This window comes from Paenibacillus sp. J22R3 (genome assembly GCF_056269305.1).
The window spans coordinates 129,135-149,124 of the sequence record NZ_JBWDNS010000006.1; the positions used below are offsets into that span (position 1 = coordinate 129,135).

At 38.0% G+C, this 19,990-nt stretch carries 16 protein-coding genes and 1 pseudogene; all 17 read right to left on the reverse strand.

Translation table 11 applies throughout. The features are described from left to right. Positions 1-48 precede the first annotated feature (48 nt). Positions 49-942 carry a UTP--glucose-1-phosphate uridylyltransferase GalU gene (gene galU / locus AC0YN4_RS24150; RefSeq protein WP_475836991.1) on the reverse strand — a complete coding sequence of 298 codons (894 nt, stop codon included), beginning with the start codon at positions 940-942 and terminating at the stop codon, positions 49-51. Next, positions 939-1,979, reverse strand: a complete 1,041-nt coding sequence (locus tag AC0YN4_RS24155) for an SDR family NAD(P)-dependent oxidoreductase (protein WP_475836992.1) — start codon at positions 1,977-1,979, stop codon at positions 939-941. The genes galU and AC0YN4_RS24155 overlap by 4 nt, the downstream gene beginning before the upstream one ends. Then, positions 1,954-3,330, reverse strand: coding sequence for a UDP-glucose dehydrogenase family protein (locus tag AC0YN4_RS24160; RefSeq protein ID WP_475836993.1), 1,377 nt, complete (start codon positions 3,328-3,330; stop codon positions 1,954-1,956). The genes AC0YN4_RS24155 and AC0YN4_RS24160 overlap by 26 nt, the downstream gene beginning before the upstream one ends. A gap of 40 nt (positions 3,331-3,370) precedes the next feature. Beyond that, positions 3,371-4,666, reverse strand: a complete 1,296-nt coding sequence (locus AC0YN4_RS24165; RefSeq protein WP_475836994.1) for a lipopolysaccharide biosynthesis protein — start codon at positions 4,664-4,666, stop codon at positions 3,371-3,373. 63 nt (positions 4,667-4,729) lie between these two features. Then, a complete protein-coding gene (locus AC0YN4_RS24170; protein ID WP_475836995.1) occupies positions 4,730-5,848 on the reverse strand; it encodes a glycosyltransferase family 4 protein in 1,119 nt (372 codons plus the stop codon). Between the two features lie 430 nt (positions 5,849-6,278). Then, a complete protein-coding gene (locus AC0YN4_RS24175; RefSeq protein WP_475836996.1) occupies positions 6,279-7,388 on the reverse strand; it encodes a glycosyltransferase in 1,110 nt (369 codons plus the stop codon). Between the two features lie 7 nt (positions 7,389-7,395). Continuing rightward, positions 7,396-8,379: an SDR family oxidoreductase gene (locus tag AC0YN4_RS24180; protein ID WP_475836997.1), complete on the reverse strand. Its 984-nt coding sequence runs from the start codon at positions 8,377-8,379 to the stop codon at positions 7,396-7,398. Between the two features lies 1 nt (position 8,380). Next, entirely contained in the window at positions 8,381-9,763 is a 1,383-nt protein-coding gene (locus AC0YN4_RS24185) for a nucleotide sugar dehydrogenase (protein ID WP_475836998.1), read from the reverse strand. Further along, positions 9,735-10,856: a glycosyltransferase family 4 protein gene (locus tag AC0YN4_RS24190; protein ID WP_475836999.1), complete on the reverse strand. Its 1,122-nt coding sequence runs from the start codon at positions 10,854-10,856 to the stop codon at positions 9,735-9,737. The genes AC0YN4_RS24185 and AC0YN4_RS24190 overlap by 29 nt, the downstream gene beginning before the upstream one ends. Positions 10,857-10,872: 16 nt before the next feature. Then, a complete protein-coding gene (locus tag AC0YN4_RS24195; RefSeq protein ID WP_475837148.1) occupies positions 10,873-11,532 on the reverse strand; it encodes an acetyltransferase in 660 nt (219 codons plus the stop codon). Next, positions 11,506-12,132, reverse strand: a pseudogene (locus tag AC0YN4_RS24200) (sugar transferase); the annotation flags it as partial. The gene AC0YN4_RS24195 and the pseudogene AC0YN4_RS24200, both read right to left, overlap by 27 nt. Continuing rightward, on the reverse strand, positions 12,132-13,247 hold the full coding sequence (locus AC0YN4_RS24205) for a DegT/DnrJ/EryC1/StrS family aminotransferase (RefSeq protein WP_475837000.1): 1,116 nt from the start codon (positions 13,245-13,247) through the stop codon (positions 12,132-12,134). The gene AC0YN4_RS24205 and the pseudogene AC0YN4_RS24200, both read right to left, overlap by 1 nt. A gap of 159 nt (positions 13,248-13,406) precedes the next feature. Further along, complete coding sequence (locus AC0YN4_RS24210) at positions 13,407-14,072, reverse strand: hypothetical protein (protein ID WP_475837001.1); 666 nt, start codon at positions 14,070-14,072, stop codon at positions 13,407-13,409. A 20-nt stretch (positions 14,073-14,092) separates the two neighbouring features. Further along, the gene (locus AC0YN4_RS24215) at positions 14,093-15,748 is read right to left on the reverse strand and encodes a polysaccharide biosynthesis protein (RefSeq protein ID WP_475837002.1); all 1,656 of its coding nucleotides are present in this window, start codon (positions 15,746-15,748) and stop codon (positions 14,093-14,095) included. A gap of 282 nt (positions 15,749-16,030) precedes the next feature. Beyond that, the gene (locus AC0YN4_RS24220) at positions 16,031-16,723 is read right to left on the reverse strand and encodes a CpsD/CapB family tyrosine-protein kinase (protein ID WP_475837003.1); all 693 of its coding nucleotides are present in this window, start codon (positions 16,721-16,723) and stop codon (positions 16,031-16,033) included. Further along, complete coding sequence (locus AC0YN4_RS24225) at positions 16,704-17,477, reverse strand: YveK family protein (RefSeq protein ID WP_475837004.1); 774 nt, start codon at positions 17,475-17,477, stop codon at positions 16,704-16,706. The genes AC0YN4_RS24220 and AC0YN4_RS24225 overlap by 20 nt, the downstream gene beginning before the upstream one ends. A gap of 130 nt (positions 17,478-17,607) precedes the next feature. Beyond that, a complete protein-coding gene (locus tag AC0YN4_RS24230) occupies positions 17,608-19,971 on the reverse strand; it encodes an S-layer homology domain-containing protein (protein WP_475837005.1) in 2,364 nt (787 codons plus the stop codon). Positions 19,972-19,990: the final 19 nt, after the last annotated feature.

Here is a 19,990-nt window from a genome sequence, read left to right on the forward strand (position 1 = left end):
TCATTATTATTAATAACCTTGCTAGAGCTCAGTTGAATCTATATATCACTACATAACAGCTGCTTTCTTCTTACTTTCCTTCTCGGTTATCTGCACTAAATACTCCAGAAACTCATCTCTCAGGTCTTCTCGTTTAAGAGCAAACTCTACAGTTGCTTGCAAGAAACCTTGCTTATCACCAACATCATACCGTCTTCCTTCGAAGGTATAAGCATACATAGCTTCTTTTTGTGCAAGGACTTTAAGTGCATCTGTAAGCTGAATTTCTCCGCCCTTACCAGGCTTTGTACATTCCAAAATTTCAAATATAGTCGGAGTAATGACGTATCTCCCTAGGATGGCTATATTGGAAGGCGCGTCTTCCACAGATGGCTTCTCAACCAGACCCTTTACTTTGTAGATCCGATCTTCGATATGCTTACCTTCAACAATTCCGTACTTGCTGACATCTTCATGTGCAATTTCTTGAACACCTAGAATAGTGGTCTTATATTCATCATAGATTTCCATCATCTGCATTAGACAAGGCTTAGGATTATCAACAATATCATCACCTAGCATAACAGCGAACGGTTCATTACCTATGAAGCTTTTGGCGCAATGAATGGCATGACCTAACCCTTTAGGCTCTTTCTGACGAATATAATGAATATTCACCATATCCGAAATGCCTCTAACTTGTTTTAACAAATCAAGCTTACCTTTGGACTCTAGTTCCAATTCCAATTCGACGGATTTGTCGAAATGGTCTTCAATGCTTTTCTTGTTTCGACCAGTTATGATCAATATCTCTTCAATCCCGGACTCTACCGCTTCTTCAATAATATATTGAAGCGTAGGCTTGTCCACGATTGGAAGCATTTCCTTCGGTTGCGCCTTAGTTGCCGGAAGGAATCTCGTCCCTAGTCCTGCTGCAGGTATAATAGCTTTCCGAACTTTCATGTGGTTTCTCTCCTTGTTAACCCATAATAATCCACATACCAGTTCGCAAACTTTTGCAATCCTTCTTCAATTGGGGTCTCCGGTTTAAATCCTACAGCTTGTTGTAACATATCTGTAGATGCATAGGTTGCTGGCACATCACCAGGTTTGATTGGTTCAAACACCTTTTCAAATAACACTTCTTTACCAGATGCCTTGCTTAGAGCCGTTTCTAATGTTTCTATAAAGCTCATAAGCTTCTCAGGTTTGTTGTTTCCGATATTATACACCTTGTGCGGAACAGACTCAGTAGGCGAATTACTTAGCAGACGTTCGATGCCTATTACAATATCGTCTACATACGTGAAGTCCCGATATAGGTCATTATCAAAATCGCCGTTATTATAAATGTGAATAGGTTGGCCAGCAAAATACTTATCCGCAAATCCGAAATAGGCCATATCCGGGCGACCCATAGGACCATACACCGTGAAGAATCGTAGTCCCGTAGCCGGAATGTTATACAAATGACTATATGTATACGCCATTAGCTCGTTTGATTTCTTGGTAGATGCGTATAGCGATACAGGAGTATCAACCATATCTGTTTCTTCGAAAGGCACTTTCTTATTCGCACCATATACCGAGCTAGATGAAGCATAAACGAGATGTTCAACCGGATACGATCTGCAGGCTTCAAGGATATTAAAGAACCCTATAATATTGCTTTGAATATATACATCCGGATTCTCAATGGAATAACGAACGCCTGCTTGAGCAGCTAAATTCACTACATAGTTTGGTTTATGTTCTTCAAATATTGCAGTAATTATTGTTTTATCAGAGATATCGGCTTTGATAAACGTGAATTTCTCAAAAGCTTGAAGTTGTTCCAATCGAGTATGCTTAAGATTCACATCATAGTAATCATTGATATTATCAATACCAATTACTCGACATCCCTGATCTAGAAGCTTTTTAGATAAGAAAAATCCAATAAATCCTGCGGCTCCGGTAATAAGGTACACTTTACTAGGATCCAAAGGTTTGAAGTTCAAGGCTCTTCGACTCCTTGCTAACTTCTCTGTGTGCAGGTGTTCTGCCCACGGAGTGATATTCTACACCTGAATCTTTCATCGCATCAACTTGATACAAATTTCTGCCGTCATAAACTAACGGAGTTCGCATCAACGACTTATAAGCTCCTGCTGAAATGGCTTTTATCTCTCCCCATTCGGTGAAGATAAAGCAGACATTCGCATCTTCTAGAGCAGCTTCTACACTATCAACATACGTTATGGTACCTCTACCATGCTCGCCTTCAGGATAAACTTTGGAGAAGTTCACTTTTCCTACAGGATCATAAGCATAAATATCTGCACCTTGCTCTAATAATAAGGGAACGTTCACAAGAGAAGCAGCTTCTCTCAAATCATCTGTACCTGGTTTAAATGTAAGACCTAGTACTGCTACCTTTAGGCCATTGAAAGTAATTAGACGCTTACTTGCCTTTTTATACAAGAGCGTTTTTTGGTCATTGTTTACATCTATAGCAGCTTTAACGGTTCTTAATTCGTAACTATGCTGCTTTGCAATATACTCTAATGCCTTTGTATCTTTTGGGAAACATGAACCCCCATAGCCAATGCCAGCATTTAAGAATTTATTGCCAATTCGATCATCGAAGCTCATCCCTTTTGCAACATCTTGAATATCCGCTCCGACTAACTCACAAAGATTCGCGATGTCATTCATATAGGATATTTTAAGAGCAAGGAAATCATTTGAAGCATACTTAATCATCTCTGCAGATCTCCGGTTAACAGAAACTATAGGTAAATTAAATGGTTCATAGATCTTCTGTAGGAGCTCTTCGGCCCATTTGCTTTCCGTTCCAATAACAATCCTGTCGGCATGCAGCGTATCACGTACCGCAGAACCTTGTGCTAAGAATTCAGGGTTGGATGCTACTTCTACTCTCACATCATTGACTAAGAAGTCATGTATGAATTGTTCAACTTTATCATTTGTACCTACTGGAACTGTGGATTTCACCACCACGAGACAATCTTTTTCTACTGACTCCGCAATTTGCCTTGCAACCGTTGCTATGTAAGAGAGATTGGCTGAACCATCAGGTTGCTCCGGAGTACCAACACCTATAAAAATAGCATCTGCATCTTTATATGCTGATTTATAATCAGTAGAATAATTAATTCTTCCAGCTGCATAGTTCTTACGCATTAGCTCTTCTAATCCAGTTTCATAAATCGGAGAAATGCCAGATTTCATTAAATCGACTTTCTTCACATCTATATCGACACAAGTCACTTGTTGGCCCATTTCGGCAAAACAAACGCCGGCTACTAGACCAACGTAACCTGTTCCTGCTACTGCTATTTTTTTCATAAATTGCGTCCTCCTTTACATGAGAGATTAAATTATATAATTAACTTTCTGTTCTTAACTTATTTATTTCATTATTCAATATTTTTTGAGCTAGTAAAAATTGTATGAAGGATATTGTAGACTCTGAGATACTGTATAATCCTACAGCCCAATAGGAATTCAAAGACAAGACCTTCGATACTCCGAAAACAATTAAAACTAAAAATATTCTAAATGTATTTAGAAGTAGCGCTAACTTCTGTTTTTCATAAATATCAAATATATTACTAACTGGTTTAAAAATTAGTCTAGAAAACACCGCTACTGAGAGTAAGGAAGCATACACGCCTGCATCCTCCCAAACGCTGCCAAAGACAAAAGAAAATAAAAATGGACCTTGCCATATCAAGATTATTAAAGGGGCTATCCCAATTAAAATCATGTATTTCAACAATTTATTAGATAGGTCTTTTACTTTTTGTGAATTAGTACTCCTTAATGAAGCACTTTCTGCATAGAATACATTACTAACAGATCCACCAATTAAATTCATCGGGAGTTGAATAACACTATTAGCTAGGCCAAATAAGCCTACAGTATGACTACCATACAAAGAAGTAAGAAATATCAACGGCAATGAAATGGTGCTATCTCCCAAAAATCTTCTCGGCGTAGTAAATAAAGGGTAATTAATATATCGTTTAGCAGCCCAAAAGATTTCTTTCTTCCTAACATCTCTAAATAAATGACGATCTTTTTTAATAAAAGAGTAAAATAAATTGTAGATTCCTGCACTCTGTCCAAAGATTCTACCTATTATTAGACCTATGGCTCCTATTCCCACAAAACCAAATCCAATACTAATTAACATCTGTGATAATGCTTGGGTGAATTTTGTTTTTGTAATTACTTTAAAATTCTTTTTTCTATATGCCCATTGAGTAAAGATATTATACAAACCTACTAAAAAAACACCGAATGGAATAAAGTACTTATACTCAATTAACATTTCGCCATTGAATATCATTAAAAAATTATCACCAAAAAAGAAGAAAATCAAAGTTGTTGTACTAGTAAAAAAAAGCAATGTGATTAGGCTCAATGATAATACATTTACTGCTTTTTCATCACTATCTGCAATTGGGACACCCATTTCATAATTCATAGAACCAAGAATATTAACAACAAGTAGAATAGCTGTAAAAACTGATATTATTCCATATTGTTCAGGAGTATACAATCTTGTGATAACCGGTTGAAGAGTCAAGCCTATAATCTGAGCGAATGCCGTACCTCCAGTTATCATTAATACGCTTTTTAAAAAAGTACTCTTTAAGGAACCTTTAATTTTCCACAAAATTGATCACCCTGTTAGAAATATTTCAAAAGCATATTAAAGGAAAGTACACGTTTAATTATGCTAAGTTTTACTGTTTTCATACACCGAATTATTTAAATAAGAAATAAAATTATTAATACTATGATTCTCTTCTACAATTTTAATACTATTTTGCCCCAATTCTCGTATCCTCTCTTTGCTTTCTAGAATCCATCGTAACTTTTCTTCTAAATCCTCATAAAAATTTCCAGAGTCAAATACCTCACCGTTCTTACCAGGCTGTATATAGTAAGCAGTACCATTATCATTACTACATAAAACAGCTAATCCATGACACATTGCCTCAAGTTGTGAAACGGATGCCGGCTCCCTAATTGCCGGTAAAACAAAAACATCATTCTTTAGATATAATTCAGTCATTTCATTATGGGGAACTGATAACTTAATGCTTACAGGTAAATGGTTAACATCAATAAATGTCTTTGCTTGTTCCAAGATAGCTTCATCTAAAATAGTACCCGCTAACGTAAGATGAAAACCTTTACTTTCTTTGCATATTTTATTGAATACATTCAAAAACTCCAATATCATTTTTCTTCCAGTAAATTTCCCAACTAATAAAATATTAATTTGGTTATTATAAAAATAACTGCGTCGTTTCGCTTTCACACAAACTTCCGCCATAAAAGGCACGTACTCCCACTTTTTTCCCCATGTATATTTTTGTATACTAATCTCATGATTATTAATATTCCCTGGAGAAGTAGTGTATACATTTTTGGGGAATAATAATGTTTGATAGATTTGCCTCAATAGACTTGGCTTCCATCCATATAAAGGTTTTTGTGTATACATCAATGTAGGTATACCAATTATTTTACAATATAAATGTACAATAGCAGCAGAAGGTAGAAACTCTCTAACAATCACTATATCAGGCTTTATTTGGCTAATTCTTTTAATCAAAAGAAATGATGGAATACCGAACCTCAATTTCTGAGAGTCAGGTAAAAATTTTACAACTTTAGAGAAACCAACAATGTTAATATCAATATTATCATGATCTTCTGAATGTTTGCCCTTATAGGAATAAAAAGCAAGTATATTCACCTTTATATGATTACGCTCAAGAGAGCGTATTAAAGGAAGAATGTTTGTGTGCAGTCGTGGCAGCACAAACATAATCTTTTTTCCTTGCATTATACTTCCTCTTTTCTACGTAATATTTATTATCTACAAGTAATTAATACTAGATTTAAGAAGGATATTATATATATCCTTCTCCTCTTAATAGATTAAGTTCATTTCTACATTCATTTAGATATGGTCCGATTTAACACGAACTAAAAAGTTCCAAGTTCACCTAATAGAATCTGTCAATTTGCCTGACATCAAAAGATACGTAGACGTAGAGTAAGCACCAAGAATAAATTATAATAATTAAATAATAAAAACAAGGATTACACCTGTGTCTCTTTTCTAAATAAAGTCTCCCCATTGCAATGTGGCTTTTTATACATTCTGTTTGTCGTGTAATCACTAACGTAAGCAATTACATTACAATTTAAATAACTAGCAGTCCATATGTAATCTCATTAAACTTAACGCAATCCCTATCTAGACCCTGCCCCTACCCTTTACCCTCATATATTATTTTTTCGTATGATTTAACAATGTTTTTAATATCATAATTTTGAATCACTCTAGAACGAGCTTTCTTACCAGTCTCTCTATTATCTGAATTAATAAAACAGTTTATTTTCTTTGCTAAGCCTTTGTAATCTTTAGCTTCAACCACTAGCCCTGTATCAGCAACTATTAATTTTGAATCCCCGACATCTGTGACAACACATGGTAATTCGCAAGCCATTGCTTCACCTATCGCATTTGAAAAACTCTCACCTAATGAGGATGACACATAAATATCAGCTGCTGATAATATTGCTGGAATGTCAGTCCTTCTTCCCAGTAAGATCAAATTCTTATGTAAATCATATTGAGCTGTCAAGCTTGTTAGTGCTTTATTTTCATAATCTAAATTTGTTCCAACCATTATCATTTTAAAATGAACATTGTTTACTTTAAGTTCATTTAAGGCCATAAGTAAGGTAGTATAGTCCTTTTGTATATCCCATCTACCGATAGTGATAATCACCTTTTCATCTTTACTTATAATTAATTTTTCGCGAATGTTAACTCTATCCTCTGAACTAAACTTGAAAGTGTCTAGCTCAAATCCATTTGATATAGTCGTTGATTTCTTGTTGGCATATCCTACTTCTCTGTGGATCTCAAATGCTTTAATTGAATTATATGTTATATGATCTACATGTTTTGAAAATAAGGAATTTAACTTAACAATTCTTAATGTTCGAGCTTTATTCGCTTCTTTATCGAGATTGCTATGTCTAATATTCCATATCAGTTTCTTATTTAACAAGACTTTTGCAATAATAAATGAAAATAAATCTGCGTGATACAACCACGAGTTAATCAAATCAAATCCTTTGCAAATCTTATATCCCCTTATTAAGGACTTAAATGGATTTTTCCAATTTAAGTTTAACGAATGTACTATTATTCCCTCAGCTCTTATTTTCTCCCCCATTACTCCTTCATCCATTAAAGAGATTACTTCGTGATAATACAATTGCTTATCTGAATTTTTTATTAACTTATAGAGCATATTTTCAGCTCCACCACTACCGAGACCAGTAATAATATGAATAATTTTTTTCATAATTTCCTCAACTGTTCTGTAGATTATTCTTATACCAGTCTATTGCCCCTACAATCCCTCGTTCAAAACTCCACTCCGGGTCATATTTAAGCATTTCTTGAGCATTACTAATATCTGCATTACTATGCTTAATATCACCTTTTCGATCTGGTCCAAATATTGGCTTGATATCCTTTTCTAATGCTTTACATAAATTATTATAGATATCAATTAAATACTCCCTGCCACCGAAAGCTATGTTATAGGCTCTTCCTGCTGATTCATGAGGCGCTTTGCAAGCCTTAATATTAGCCTCTATTACATTTTCAATGTAAGTAAAATCTCGGCTCTGTTTACCATCACCATTAATAGTTGGTTGTTCGTCATTAAGTAGTTGTTTTATGAATTTTGGTAGAACCGCTGCATATGCCCCATTTGGATTTTGTCTTCTACCAAACACATTGAAATAACGTAATCCATATGTATCAAGACCATATAATTTGGTATAAAGTCTTCCATACTCCTCAGCTACTTTTTTCGTAAGTGCATATGGTGACAACAGATTACCTTCTCTCCCTTCTTTCTTTGGCAGATTAGGCTCATCACCGTATACAGAAGAACTTGAAGCATAAACAAACTTCTTTACGCCATTTTGTCTGGCTGCTTCCATCATATTTAATGTACCTTTAATATTATTCTCTTCATAAAACAATGGCATTTCAATACTCCTTGGTACACTACCCCATGCTGCTTGATGTAAAACAAAATCGATGCCTTCACAAGCCTTCATGCATGTATCTAAATCTCTAATATCTCCTTCAATAAATTCATAGTTAGGATTATTTATAAACTCTTCGACGTTTTCTTTTTTCCCTGTTGAAAGGTTATCAAGACCTCTAACTCGATAGCCAAGTTTAATAATCGCTTCCACTAAATTCGAACCAACAAAACCAGCAGAACCAGTAACTAAAAACTTTGTATTGTCTGGAAAATTTATATTCTCATAACCCATTTTATAGCCTCCAATATGAAAATCCCATTTGTTCTGCTTCTTTTCGGTTAAACATTCCCTTAATATCAATTAATACATGAGCATCACTTTCAATTCCTACTTCAAACTCCGAGCTAGATGCAACCTCATTCATAGCCTCTAAATTATTAAATCCTGTTGATCTAAACATCTTCTTGACGTCCATTAAATTAATACCTTTAAATTCTTCATGAGGAACTGCAAATATCACTGCATCCACTTCTTTTATTTGTTCAAACTTACTTGGAATAATTTTATATTCATGCCACAGATCTTCCTTATCTGCCACAGGGTCAATAACTTTCACTTCTATTCCATACTCTTCTAATTCTTTAATTACATCTACTACCTTTGTATTTCTAACATCAGGGCAGTTTTCCTTAAATGCAACACCGAATATAGCTACTTTTGCTCTATTAACTTGTTTATTTGCTTTTATCATTTTCTTCACAGTACTTTCAGCTACATACTTACCCATGTCATCATTAATTTTTCTCCCTGAGAGAATAATCTGAGAGTAGTAACCCATTTGTTCTGCCTTGTATGTCAAGTAATATGGATCAACACCTATGCAGTGCCCCCCTACTAGTCCGGGTGAAAACTTTAAGAAGTTCCATTTTGTTCCTGCTGCCTCAAGTACTGACTTCGTATCAATCCCTAACTTATTGAATATAATTGACAACTCATTCATAAAAGCAATATTAATATCACGCTGAGAATTCTCGATTACTTTTGCAGCTTCAGCTACTTTAATGCTTTCCGCTTTAAATACTCCAACCTCTACCACTAGTTCATATACCTTTGCAATAACATCAAGTGTTTCTTTATCCATTCCCGAAACTACTTTAATAATTGTTTCTAATCTATGTTCTTGATCACCAGGATTAATTCTTTCCGGAGAGTATCCTACTTTAAAATCCACTCCACATGTTAAACCCGATTCTTTTTCTAATATTGGCACACAGATATCTTCAGTTACACCAGGATAAACAGTCGATTCAAAGACAACAACGGAACCCTTTGTTAAGTTTCTACCTAGTGTACGGCTTGCTGATTCCACAGGCGATAGATCCGGAGTACGATCTTCTTTTACAGGCGTGGGAACCGCAACAATATGAAATTGTGCTTCTCTAAGCCTTGATTCATCAGAAGTAAATTCAACTGTCGTATTTTTTATCACTTCATTTCCTACTTCTTTAGTTGGATCTATTCCATTTTGATAAAGTTCAACTTTTTTCTTATTAACATCAAACCCAATTACATTAACTCTCTTTGCAAAAGCTACAGCAACCGGCATCCCTACATAACCAAGCCCAATTAGTGATATTTTAGCTTCTTTATTTACTAAATTCTCGTAAAGGTTCATTATAGTTCTCCTTTTTCATTATCATATTTATTTCTTTCATATATGCGGTAATCACTAAATTTCTATCAAACTCAATTTCCATCTTTCTCCGGCCAGCAATACCTAGTTGTCTTTTTTTATCATAAGGTAGATTAATAAATTTAATAATTGCCTCAACTAAACTGTCGACACTCTTAGCTTCAAAAGCAATACCACTTAAACCGTCATCGAAGGTTTCAGTACAGCCAGGTACTCTTGAGGCCAATACTGGTCGTCCAGATGCTGCGGATTCTAATAATACATTAGCCGTACCTTCATGATAAGAAGGAAGTACTGTTGCGTGAGCATTCTTTATAAATGAATGTACACCTTCTTGCTTACCGTGATAACTGATAACCCCTATTTGATTTAACTCTTGCAATTGTGATGTATAGTCTTCTTCACTATCACCTAATAAATCGAATTTTACATTTGGATATTTATCATTAATGATTTTGGCCGCTTGTAACAATTCCTCTATACCTTTTGCTTTCATGATTCTTCCAACAAAAAGAAACGTTATTGTTTTATCATCCTGATTATACTCTTCGAAACTATGCTCTGCTAAATTGACTCCTGAACCTGGGATTAACCTTGTACTACACTTAACAATTCTATTGTTAATGAAATAATCCCGATTAGTGTTATTTTGAAAAAAAACACAAGACGCTTTTCTTAATCCAACGCTATAGAGCATTAATGTGATCTTCTGAATTAATCCCTTATTTTCAACTGATGTCCCTAGCCCTGTTATATTTGTTATGTATGGTGTTTTAGTAATTCCACATGCGATTCCTCCATACACGTTGGGCTTAATCGTATATGTTAGGACAACATCTGGCTTTACCTTTTTTATTATTTTTAAATAATTTAGCAAAAGCCTGAAATCTGAAAATGGATTAGTTCCACGCCTACTTAGTTGAGTGTCTATAAAGTTACAACCCATTTGTTTTAATTTCGGTACATATTCATCATCATTAGGCAACGAAATATACACTTCATTATTTTGATGAATTAGTTCTTCCAACAATTCTTTTCTAAACTTATATAGCCCCATACCAAAGTTAGCTAACACAAGGATCCTCATACTCCTAAACTCTCCTTGCCGGAATTCCAACATAGATTCCTGCCTCAGTTATATCTTTAACCACGACAGCACCAGCTCCAATTTTGCATCCACTGACGATATTTATATTATTACTCACCACGCTACCAATCCCTACCCATGATCCTCGACCAACTCTTACTGCACCCGCTAAATGTACGCCAGGTGATATATGTACAAAATCCTCTATGAAATTATCATGATCAATTGTACAACCAGTATTAATAATGCATCCTTTACCTACTGTCGTACAACTGTTAACTATTGCTCCTGCCATTACAACAGTTCCAGTTCCTAACTCAACTTGTTCCCCTATAACTGCTTTCGGATGAATCAATGTAGGTATACTTCCACCTACTGTTTCAATCATCTCATGTAACTTTAGTCTCGTAGCATTATTACCTATACCAACAAAAATTTCGTACTCATCAACATGTGTAAGAAGTTGATCAGAATCCCCAATAACTTTCATTCCCATTACTGATTCAATACTTTCATCATCATCTAGAAAAGCTATGCTCTGCCATCTATTCAGTTTGATCGCAATATCAGCTACAACTTTCCCATGACCACTGGCGCCAACTATTAATAGTTTTTTTCTCGAAGTATTTTTCTCTTCTTTGATACTACCCTTAAAAGGCTCCATCGTAGCCGAAGTATCAGAATTAATCCCTTCTCTAACGAATACCTTCTTTAAAGTCTTTAAAATCAACTTCCAATCCCCAATAAAACTTACATTGTTTACGTACTCAATATCGAGATTAAATTTCTCTTCCCAACTAATTGCATTGCGACCGCTGACCTGTGCCAGACCAGATAACCCTGGTCTTACATCGTGCCGCTTCTTTTGGTGGTGATTATAAAGAGGTAAATATTGTACTAATAGTGGTCTGGGACCTATGATTGACATATCACCTTTTAAAATATTAAATAGTTCTGGTAGTTCATCGATGGATGAAGAACGTAATATTTTACCAAACCTCGTCAGCCTAACACTATCAGGAAGAAGGCCCCCATTTACATCTCTTTCGTTCGTCATAGTCCTAAACTTGTACATCATAAATATCTCTTCATTAAGCCCCGGTCTTTTTTGCTTAAACAGCACTGGACCGCCTAACTTCGTTCTTACAAGAATAGCAACTATTATTAACACTGGACTTAGAACTAAAATAGCAATTAATGAAAGCATAAAGTCCATAGGTCGTTTTATATACCTTTTATAAGTTTTAATTTTAGAATAATTCATTACTCCAACCACAACCCTTTAATAGCCTTTACAACTCTCTCTAGATCATCATCCGTCATCTTCGTATCACTAGGCAAACAAACACCATTTTCAAACAACTTCTCCGATACATCCGTTCCTACATAATTATATTTTTCAAAGTAGGGCTGTAAATGCATCGGTTTCCAAACTGGTCTAGATTCAATGTTCTCTCGTTCTAATGCATTAATAATATCAATTGGTCTTACAACACCATTAAGTGTTATACAGCTTAACCAATAGTTTGGTTTGTTCCATTCAACTGACGGCATAAAACCGATACCGTCAAGATTTGCTAGCTCACTCTTATAAAACTCATAAATATATTTTTTCTTTGCAACTCTTGCAGCTAGAACTTTAAGCTGACCTCTACCAATCCCTGCCAGCACATTACTCATTCTATAGTTAAAACCTAGTTCGCTATGTTGATAGTGTCTTGCCGTATCTCTGGATTGTGTTGCCCAGAATTTCACTTTGGCTATAATTTCTTTATTATTTGAAACTAACATCCCGCCGCCCGATGTCGTTATTATTTTGTTCCCATTAAAAGAAAAAACTCCATAATCACCGAAGGTACCTGTATGTTGATTCTTATAATATGCACCTAAGCTTTCAGCAGCATCTTCAATTAAAACAACATTATGTTTTCTACAAAGGTCTACTATTCTATCCATTTCAGCTGACATACCGTATAAATGTACTACAATCACTGCTTTAACCTCTGGATATCTCTTAAATGCTTCTTCGAGTGCTTTTGGACACATATTCCAAGTTAAATAATCACTATCAATAAATACAGGAATAGCGTTCTGATATATAATCGGATTGGCTGTTGCTGAGAAGGTGAGTGACTGACAGAAAACGATGTCTCCTGCCTCTACCCCAGCAGCTTTTAGAGCCAAATGAATCGCTGCTGTTCCAGAAGTAAGTGCAGCTGCAGCAGTAGAACCCACCATTACCGCTAATTCATCTTCAAACTTATTCACATTTTCACCTAGTGGAGCAATCCAGTTTGTATCAAATGCTTCTTTTACATAGTTCAACTCATAACCTTCATCACTCATATGCGGCGAAGAAAGGAAAATTCTTTCTCTCATTATATAAAACTTCCTTCCTCGATTATTTTAAAAAAATTTCCAATTACAATATAAATTATGTATTATTTGTAAATTAAAATAAAGCTTTCCTTGAAGCTGATATTATTAACAGCTCAAGGAAAGCAGGTGATTTCCTAAAACTAAAATGCATTTAACTAGCTACTTTTCTTCTTTAATTACAGCATCATACGTCTTTCCTTGACTAACTCCATACTTCTTCGCAATTTGAGACAGCTCATTATATTGTTCCGGACTAACCCCATTCAGTACAATCTTACGAGCCTCTCTTTTCTCCTCAATACTTAGACCACCACTGGCTAGCTGCTGTAGTTTCTTCATGTCTTTTATACTAAGTTTTCTTAGAAGAATCGAAGTTACTGATGCCTTATCCTTTACCGAGACGGATTCCTTTATGTCTTCAGCCTTTTTAATTGATACTTCAGGCGAGTACACGTTGAGTTGTTCATCACTCGTCTTAGTTTCCCCCTCACTCGAAGCGGGTTTACTTTCTAGATTGTCTTTATCCTGGTTATGAGTTGTATCTTTGGTCGGTTCATTCTCAGTTGGCACAACATTATTCGTGCCAGCTTGTACTCCCTCATTATCGCCATTATTATTATTTGTTTGTTCATTTGCAATTACTTCGCCTGCAGTATCGGTTGTTATATCAGGCTCAAGACTATCAGCCAAGGATCCAATGACTTTATTCACAGCATAGTTAGCTGCGAATATACCACCAATTCCAAGTACGACAACTATTGATGCAATCCACAAAGCAACCTTTTTCCATCTCTTCATTTTTTGCATTGTATTCATTCCTTTCACGTACATTTCAGTTCTTGATGTTAGGAAACATCCTTAAACAACGGAACGATATACTCAATAACATTTCGAATATCATCTTTCTCATCACCTATTGCACGTTCCAGACGCTTAAACTGAAGCTCCAACTCCGCTTGATTAATACCTAATGGCTTACCTATAAATATACGATTATGCTTCGTCTTCGCAATCGCCTCTTCATTCAGCAGCAACTCTTCATACAGTTTCTCACCTGCACGAATACCGGTAAATTCAATTGGAATCTCGGTATATGGTTCAAATCCAGACAATCGGATAACATCTTCCGCAAGCTCTACGATCTTGACAGGCTGGCCCATATCCAGTACGAAGATTTCACCACCCGCAGCAAAAGCACCTGCTTGTATTACGAGTTGTACAGCCTCTGGTATGGTCATAAAGTAACGTACCATCTCTGGATGCGTGACGGTCACTGGACCGCCGGCTGCGATCTGCTCCTTAAACCTTGGAATAACACTGCCTCTGCTGCCGAGAACATTACCGAACCTTACAGCAACATATTTGGTATGGCTCACTTGATCTAGCATCTGTATGTACATCTCAGCAATCCGTTTGGTTGCCCCCATAATACTCGAAGGATTAACCGCCTTATCAGATGATATGAGAACGAATCTCTCAACTTCGTAACGATCAGCAGCATCTGATACATTCTTTGTGCCAAATACATTATTCTTAACGGCCTCAGCCGGATTTCTTTCCATTAGTGGAACATGCTTATGCGCTGCAGCATGGAAGACGACTTGTGGTCTATGTTCGCGGAATACATCATCAATGCGTGCACGGTCTTGAATGTCTGCAATGATGGTTTCGAGTGCGAGGTCTGGGAAACGTCTGCGCAGCTCCATCTCAATGGTATAGATGCTATTCTCTCCATGCCCTAATAGAATCAAGCTCTTGGGCCTGAATATCGTGATTTGTCGACACAATTCAGAACCTATGGATCCACCTGCACCGGTTACCAGAACAACCTTGTTCTCTACATAGTCGGCAATCCCTTTCAAATCAGGCAGGATTGGATCGCGTCCCAGCAAGTCTTCCAGGTCTATGTCTCTCATTGCGCTAACCGATACTTTTCCAGCGATTAAATCATTTAGTGCAGGTATGATTTTCACCTTAGCATCCGTTTCTCTGCAAATTGAAATAATTTCAGAAATCTCCGATTTCACAGCTGATGGAATGGCAATAATGATCTCGTTAATCTTATGCCTTCTTACAATCGCTTCGATTGCGTACCGATCACCAAGAACGGGTATACCCAGTATGCGCTGCAGTAACTTCTTCTTATCGTCGTCAATAAAGCCAACCACATATAATTGCGCATTAGCATTGCTCTTAATTTCTTTCGCGATGATGGCACCGCAGTCTCCGGCTCCGATAACAAGCACTCTAGACTTATTAGCGGCTGTATTCTTACTGTCTACGATCATTCTCCATACGAAGCGGATGCCACCCATAATCAAAAGCATCGTCTCCATGGTACGTACCGCTATTGGCAATGGTACGTTCTCATCCATGAAGATGCTCGTTAGACCATAGGAAATTACCCAACCGAGAATGACTGCTCGAAGCAGTGAAACAAGCTCACCAATACTGGCATATCTCCATATCCGTTGGTACATCTTGAAGTAAACCATTGTCATATTACATATAACTGCTGTAACTAATGCATAAATTAGCATTTGAAGTACAGACTCAGCTGGTATGTTCCCTTCATATCGGAATAAATACGACGTTCCAACGCTGAAGCAAACGATTAATGAATCAATTCCCAATAAAAGCAAAGAACGCTTCTTGTATAGCATTGGACTTCCCCCATGTTCTCAGTATTAGTATCCGGCTTATATGCCCTCAATTGGAAGTATTAGACAACAGTCCCAGATATAATAATAGAACTTATTCCCTAGCAAAACAATACTTAAGAACTATTTTTCTGTTTCACTATAATAATAGTAGTAGTAGCCATCACTGTTCTTCTGCTCAATGTTCTTAAGAACCACACCGAGTATTCTGGCCTTCACATTCGTTAGCTGCTGCTTCGCCTTGATAACTGCATCGCGTTTGACCTTACCTGATTCGACAACAAGTAATACGCCATCACATTTTGTCGAAATAAGTTGTGCATCTGTTACGGCTAAGGTCGGAGGACTGTCGATTAAGACAATATCAAACTTCGTCCGCAGCTCTTCAAGTAGTGCACTCATCCGCTGAGACGCAACCATCTCGGAAGGATTAGGCGGCACAGGACCGGAAGGAATAATGAATAAATTAGGGATGTCCGTCGTTTTAACCGCCTCATCCAGATCGCACTGACGGGATAGTAAGGAAGACAAACCATGACGGTTGCTAAGACCAAATGTGTGATGCATCGTCGGCTTCCGCATATCGGAATCGATGAGAACAACCTTCTTATTCGCTTGGGCATAAACTACGGCAAGATTAGCGATTGTCGTTGATTTTCCTTCTCCCGGTGATGCAGAGGTTCCCATGATGACTTGAATGTGATCATCGACTGAGGAGAAATCGATATTCGTCCGCATGGCACGATAAGCTTCTGAAATAGGTGACTTTGGTTCATAATACGTAATCAGATATCTGCTATTTCCCAACTTGGACATTCGAGATCTCACCTGCCTTCACTTTAGCCGTCTTAATCGCTTCTTCTCTGTTCGCATGTTCGTTCTTCACTTTTGCGATTTGCCCCATCGTTGGAAGCTCCAAGTACCGAAGAACATCCGCTTCAGTCTTAATCGTGTCATCTAAATACTCAAGTAAGAAAGCAATTCCGGATGCTGCCATAAGGGATACAACAAATGCCAAAATCACGTTCAGCTCGAGCTTGTTATTAACCGGTACCGGCTCTTTGCTGGGATTCAACTTTGCTAGATTTAATATGGTTACGTTCTGAACGTTGAAGATTGTCGGAATTTGTTCTTTAAACATCAGCGACACTGCATTCACAATTTCTGCTGCTTTCTCATAGGAGAGATCCTGAACGGACATGGTCATTACTTGCGTGTTGTTAACGGAGCTTACTTTCACTTTCGCAATCAAATCATCCACGCTCATGTTAAACTCCGGATGCTTGTTGGACACAGCCTCCATAATAGCCGGTGTCTTGATAACTTCTTTGTAGGTATCGATCAAACGTAGATTGGCATTCACTTCGTTCAAATCCAAGTCGTTCGCGGAAGCACCTGTGGCGGCTGTACGATTGACAACAATCTTCGTCGTCGCTTGATAAACCGGTTCAATCATGAAATAACTATACAACCCCGCTGCCATTGAACAGATGACTACAATTGCAACGATCATCCATTTCCGTTTGGTAATAATCCGTATATAGTCTCGGAGTTCTAACTCGATCTGCACATCATATCCCTCGCAATTTCATCATCGTAATTTTGGATTAATCTGGGTGAATTTTGTTCTTTAAAGCAATATACATCCCCCATTGAAGGGGGATGTATATTATGCCATTCCATCCTGTAACGCGAGTTGATTAACCCTTGAAGTTAAATGCACGGTAGATAATAACTGCCGCTTGAGCACGTGTAGCTGTAGCGTTTGGATTGAATTTGCCTTTATCGCCCACAACAAGTCCGTTGTTCGCTGCAAAAGCTACTCCGTCCTTCAAGCTAGCATTGATCGAACCAGCATCCTTGAATGCGTCTAGAGCCTTCAGGTCTTCTGCGCTAGCTTTGACCCCTTTAGCTGCTTCCAGACCACGAGCGACCATTACAGCCATCTCTGCGCGTGTAATTGTAGCGTTAGGCGCGAAGGAAGTAGCTGTACGGCCCTTGATGATACCAGCTTCGGATGCTGCAGCTACGAATGGTGCGAACCAGTCAGCAGCATTCACGTCGCTAAAGCCTTCTTTGGCCAATACGTTGTCCAGATCAAGTGCACGAACGAGCATCTTAGCGAACTCAGCGCGTGTTACTTCACCATTCGGAACGAATGCGCCATTAGAGCGGCCTTGGATAGCGCCTTTAGCAGCCATAACTTCGATCTGGCGGCCAGCCCATGCTTTTACTTTATTAATATCTTTGAATGCAACTTTGTTCTCAACTACTACATAGGTGGAGAAGTGGTCACGCTTCTCAGTGATCACGCCATCGTGGAATACGCCCCCATAATAAGTCGTACCGTCGAATACTGTTAGAAGTTCTTTGTCGACGCCTGTTGTATTTACAGGAATGTTAACTTCAATTGGGCTGCTGAACTCGTGAACTTCTTTGCCTCCAACTGCTAGGGCGAAGTCGTAAGCGTCAGATACAGCTTTCAACGAAGTTGCAGGACCCGCAGGAGCGTTGTTCTTCACGTTGAATGTGAAAGCATCGTTGATCTCAGCACCAACCGGCAATGTCGCGCTAAAGCCATTGAAGCCAAAGTTGAAGCCAATTACGTTAGCTCCGGTAACTTTCTTCACGCTGTCGCCGATAACGGAAACACTAACATCTTTGGCATTAACAGTTCCGAGATCAACTGTCAGTACCACTTTAAGCGCAGCTTCCGCACCAGGAGCCGCATCTTTCAAAGCTGCGATAACTTTTGCGATTTCGTTGATAGCTTTCTCAATTGCCGCCGCACTTACCGTTACAGTTGCTTTACCATCTACAATTTTAACATCGCCTTTAGCATCAATCTTCGCGAGTTCTGCGATAGCTGCTGCAGCTTTATCAATTGCTTCTTGGATCAGCTTGGCTTTCTCTGCGCCTGTTGCAGCTGCGATCTTGCCTTTAAGATCACCGAGAGTATCGAAAATGGAAGGCGCGCTAGGGATATATACGGAACCAGCACTATAAGTTAGTGTGATTACTTCGCTGTAAATCACTTTATCCATAACGGATGCGGTTAGCGTTGCTGTGCCCGTAGTAGCCGTGCTTGCAAGGTTAACTACACCAGATAGAGTTGCATCTTTTGAAATATTGGTGCTACCTGTAACTTCCCACTCTAGTACATCAGATGGGATCTTGATATCTTTCAACAACGAAAGCGTAACCGTTTGTGTACGGCCATTGTTAGAAGATACTGCACTACCCGTTGTCTCAGCACGGATAAATGCTACTGCCAGTGCTTGCGTAGCCTCAGCTGCGATTTCAGCCTCTTCAGGGTAATTCGTTGTAAAGTTCTCCAGAGTAGCTGCAACAGCATCTACTAGCTCTTGTCTTGGAGCTGTATTCTCATTAGCAAACCATGTAATAAGTGCATTCACTTTAAGAGAGCTATTGTTCAATACTTCTTCAGCAGCAGAACCAAACATTTCCGAAACTGCTTCAGTATTACCGCTTACAATTGCTGCAGCTACAAGCGCTAACTTACCAGGTGCCTTCAGTTGATTAACTGCAGCACTTTCAACTGCGCTTACGTATGCCAGCAGATCATTCAATGTCAGCTTAACGCCGGTTGCTTCCTCAAGTTCCGCAAACGCTGTACGTACTTCAGCGCTGTTGCGGACTGCATCAATTTCGGAAACATGCGTGCTGTAAGTCACAGTACCGATGCTTTGGAAAATCGTAAACAGAGCTTGTTTAAAATCTTCGTTGTCCGAAAGTTCAGAAGGAATATACTCTAGTAACGGATCAACCAGTGAGTTTGCAGTAGCATAATCCAAATCGCCAATAACTTCGCGAAGGTCGCGAACACTTTGCGCTTCGCCACCTGCGATTAGTGCTGTGTGAACACGATCTAGTCTAGCCAAGAAATCAGCATATGTTGGCGTTGTTGCCGTTGCTGCTGCTGCAACATTCGACAACCCAAGTTGCTGTGCCAATCCTTTGTTGCTAAGTGGCAATCCTGCCAACGAACCGGCTACTAGACTTGCTGCGATGGTAGTTACTACTAATTTTTTTCTTACTGTCACTATAAGTCACCTCTACTTA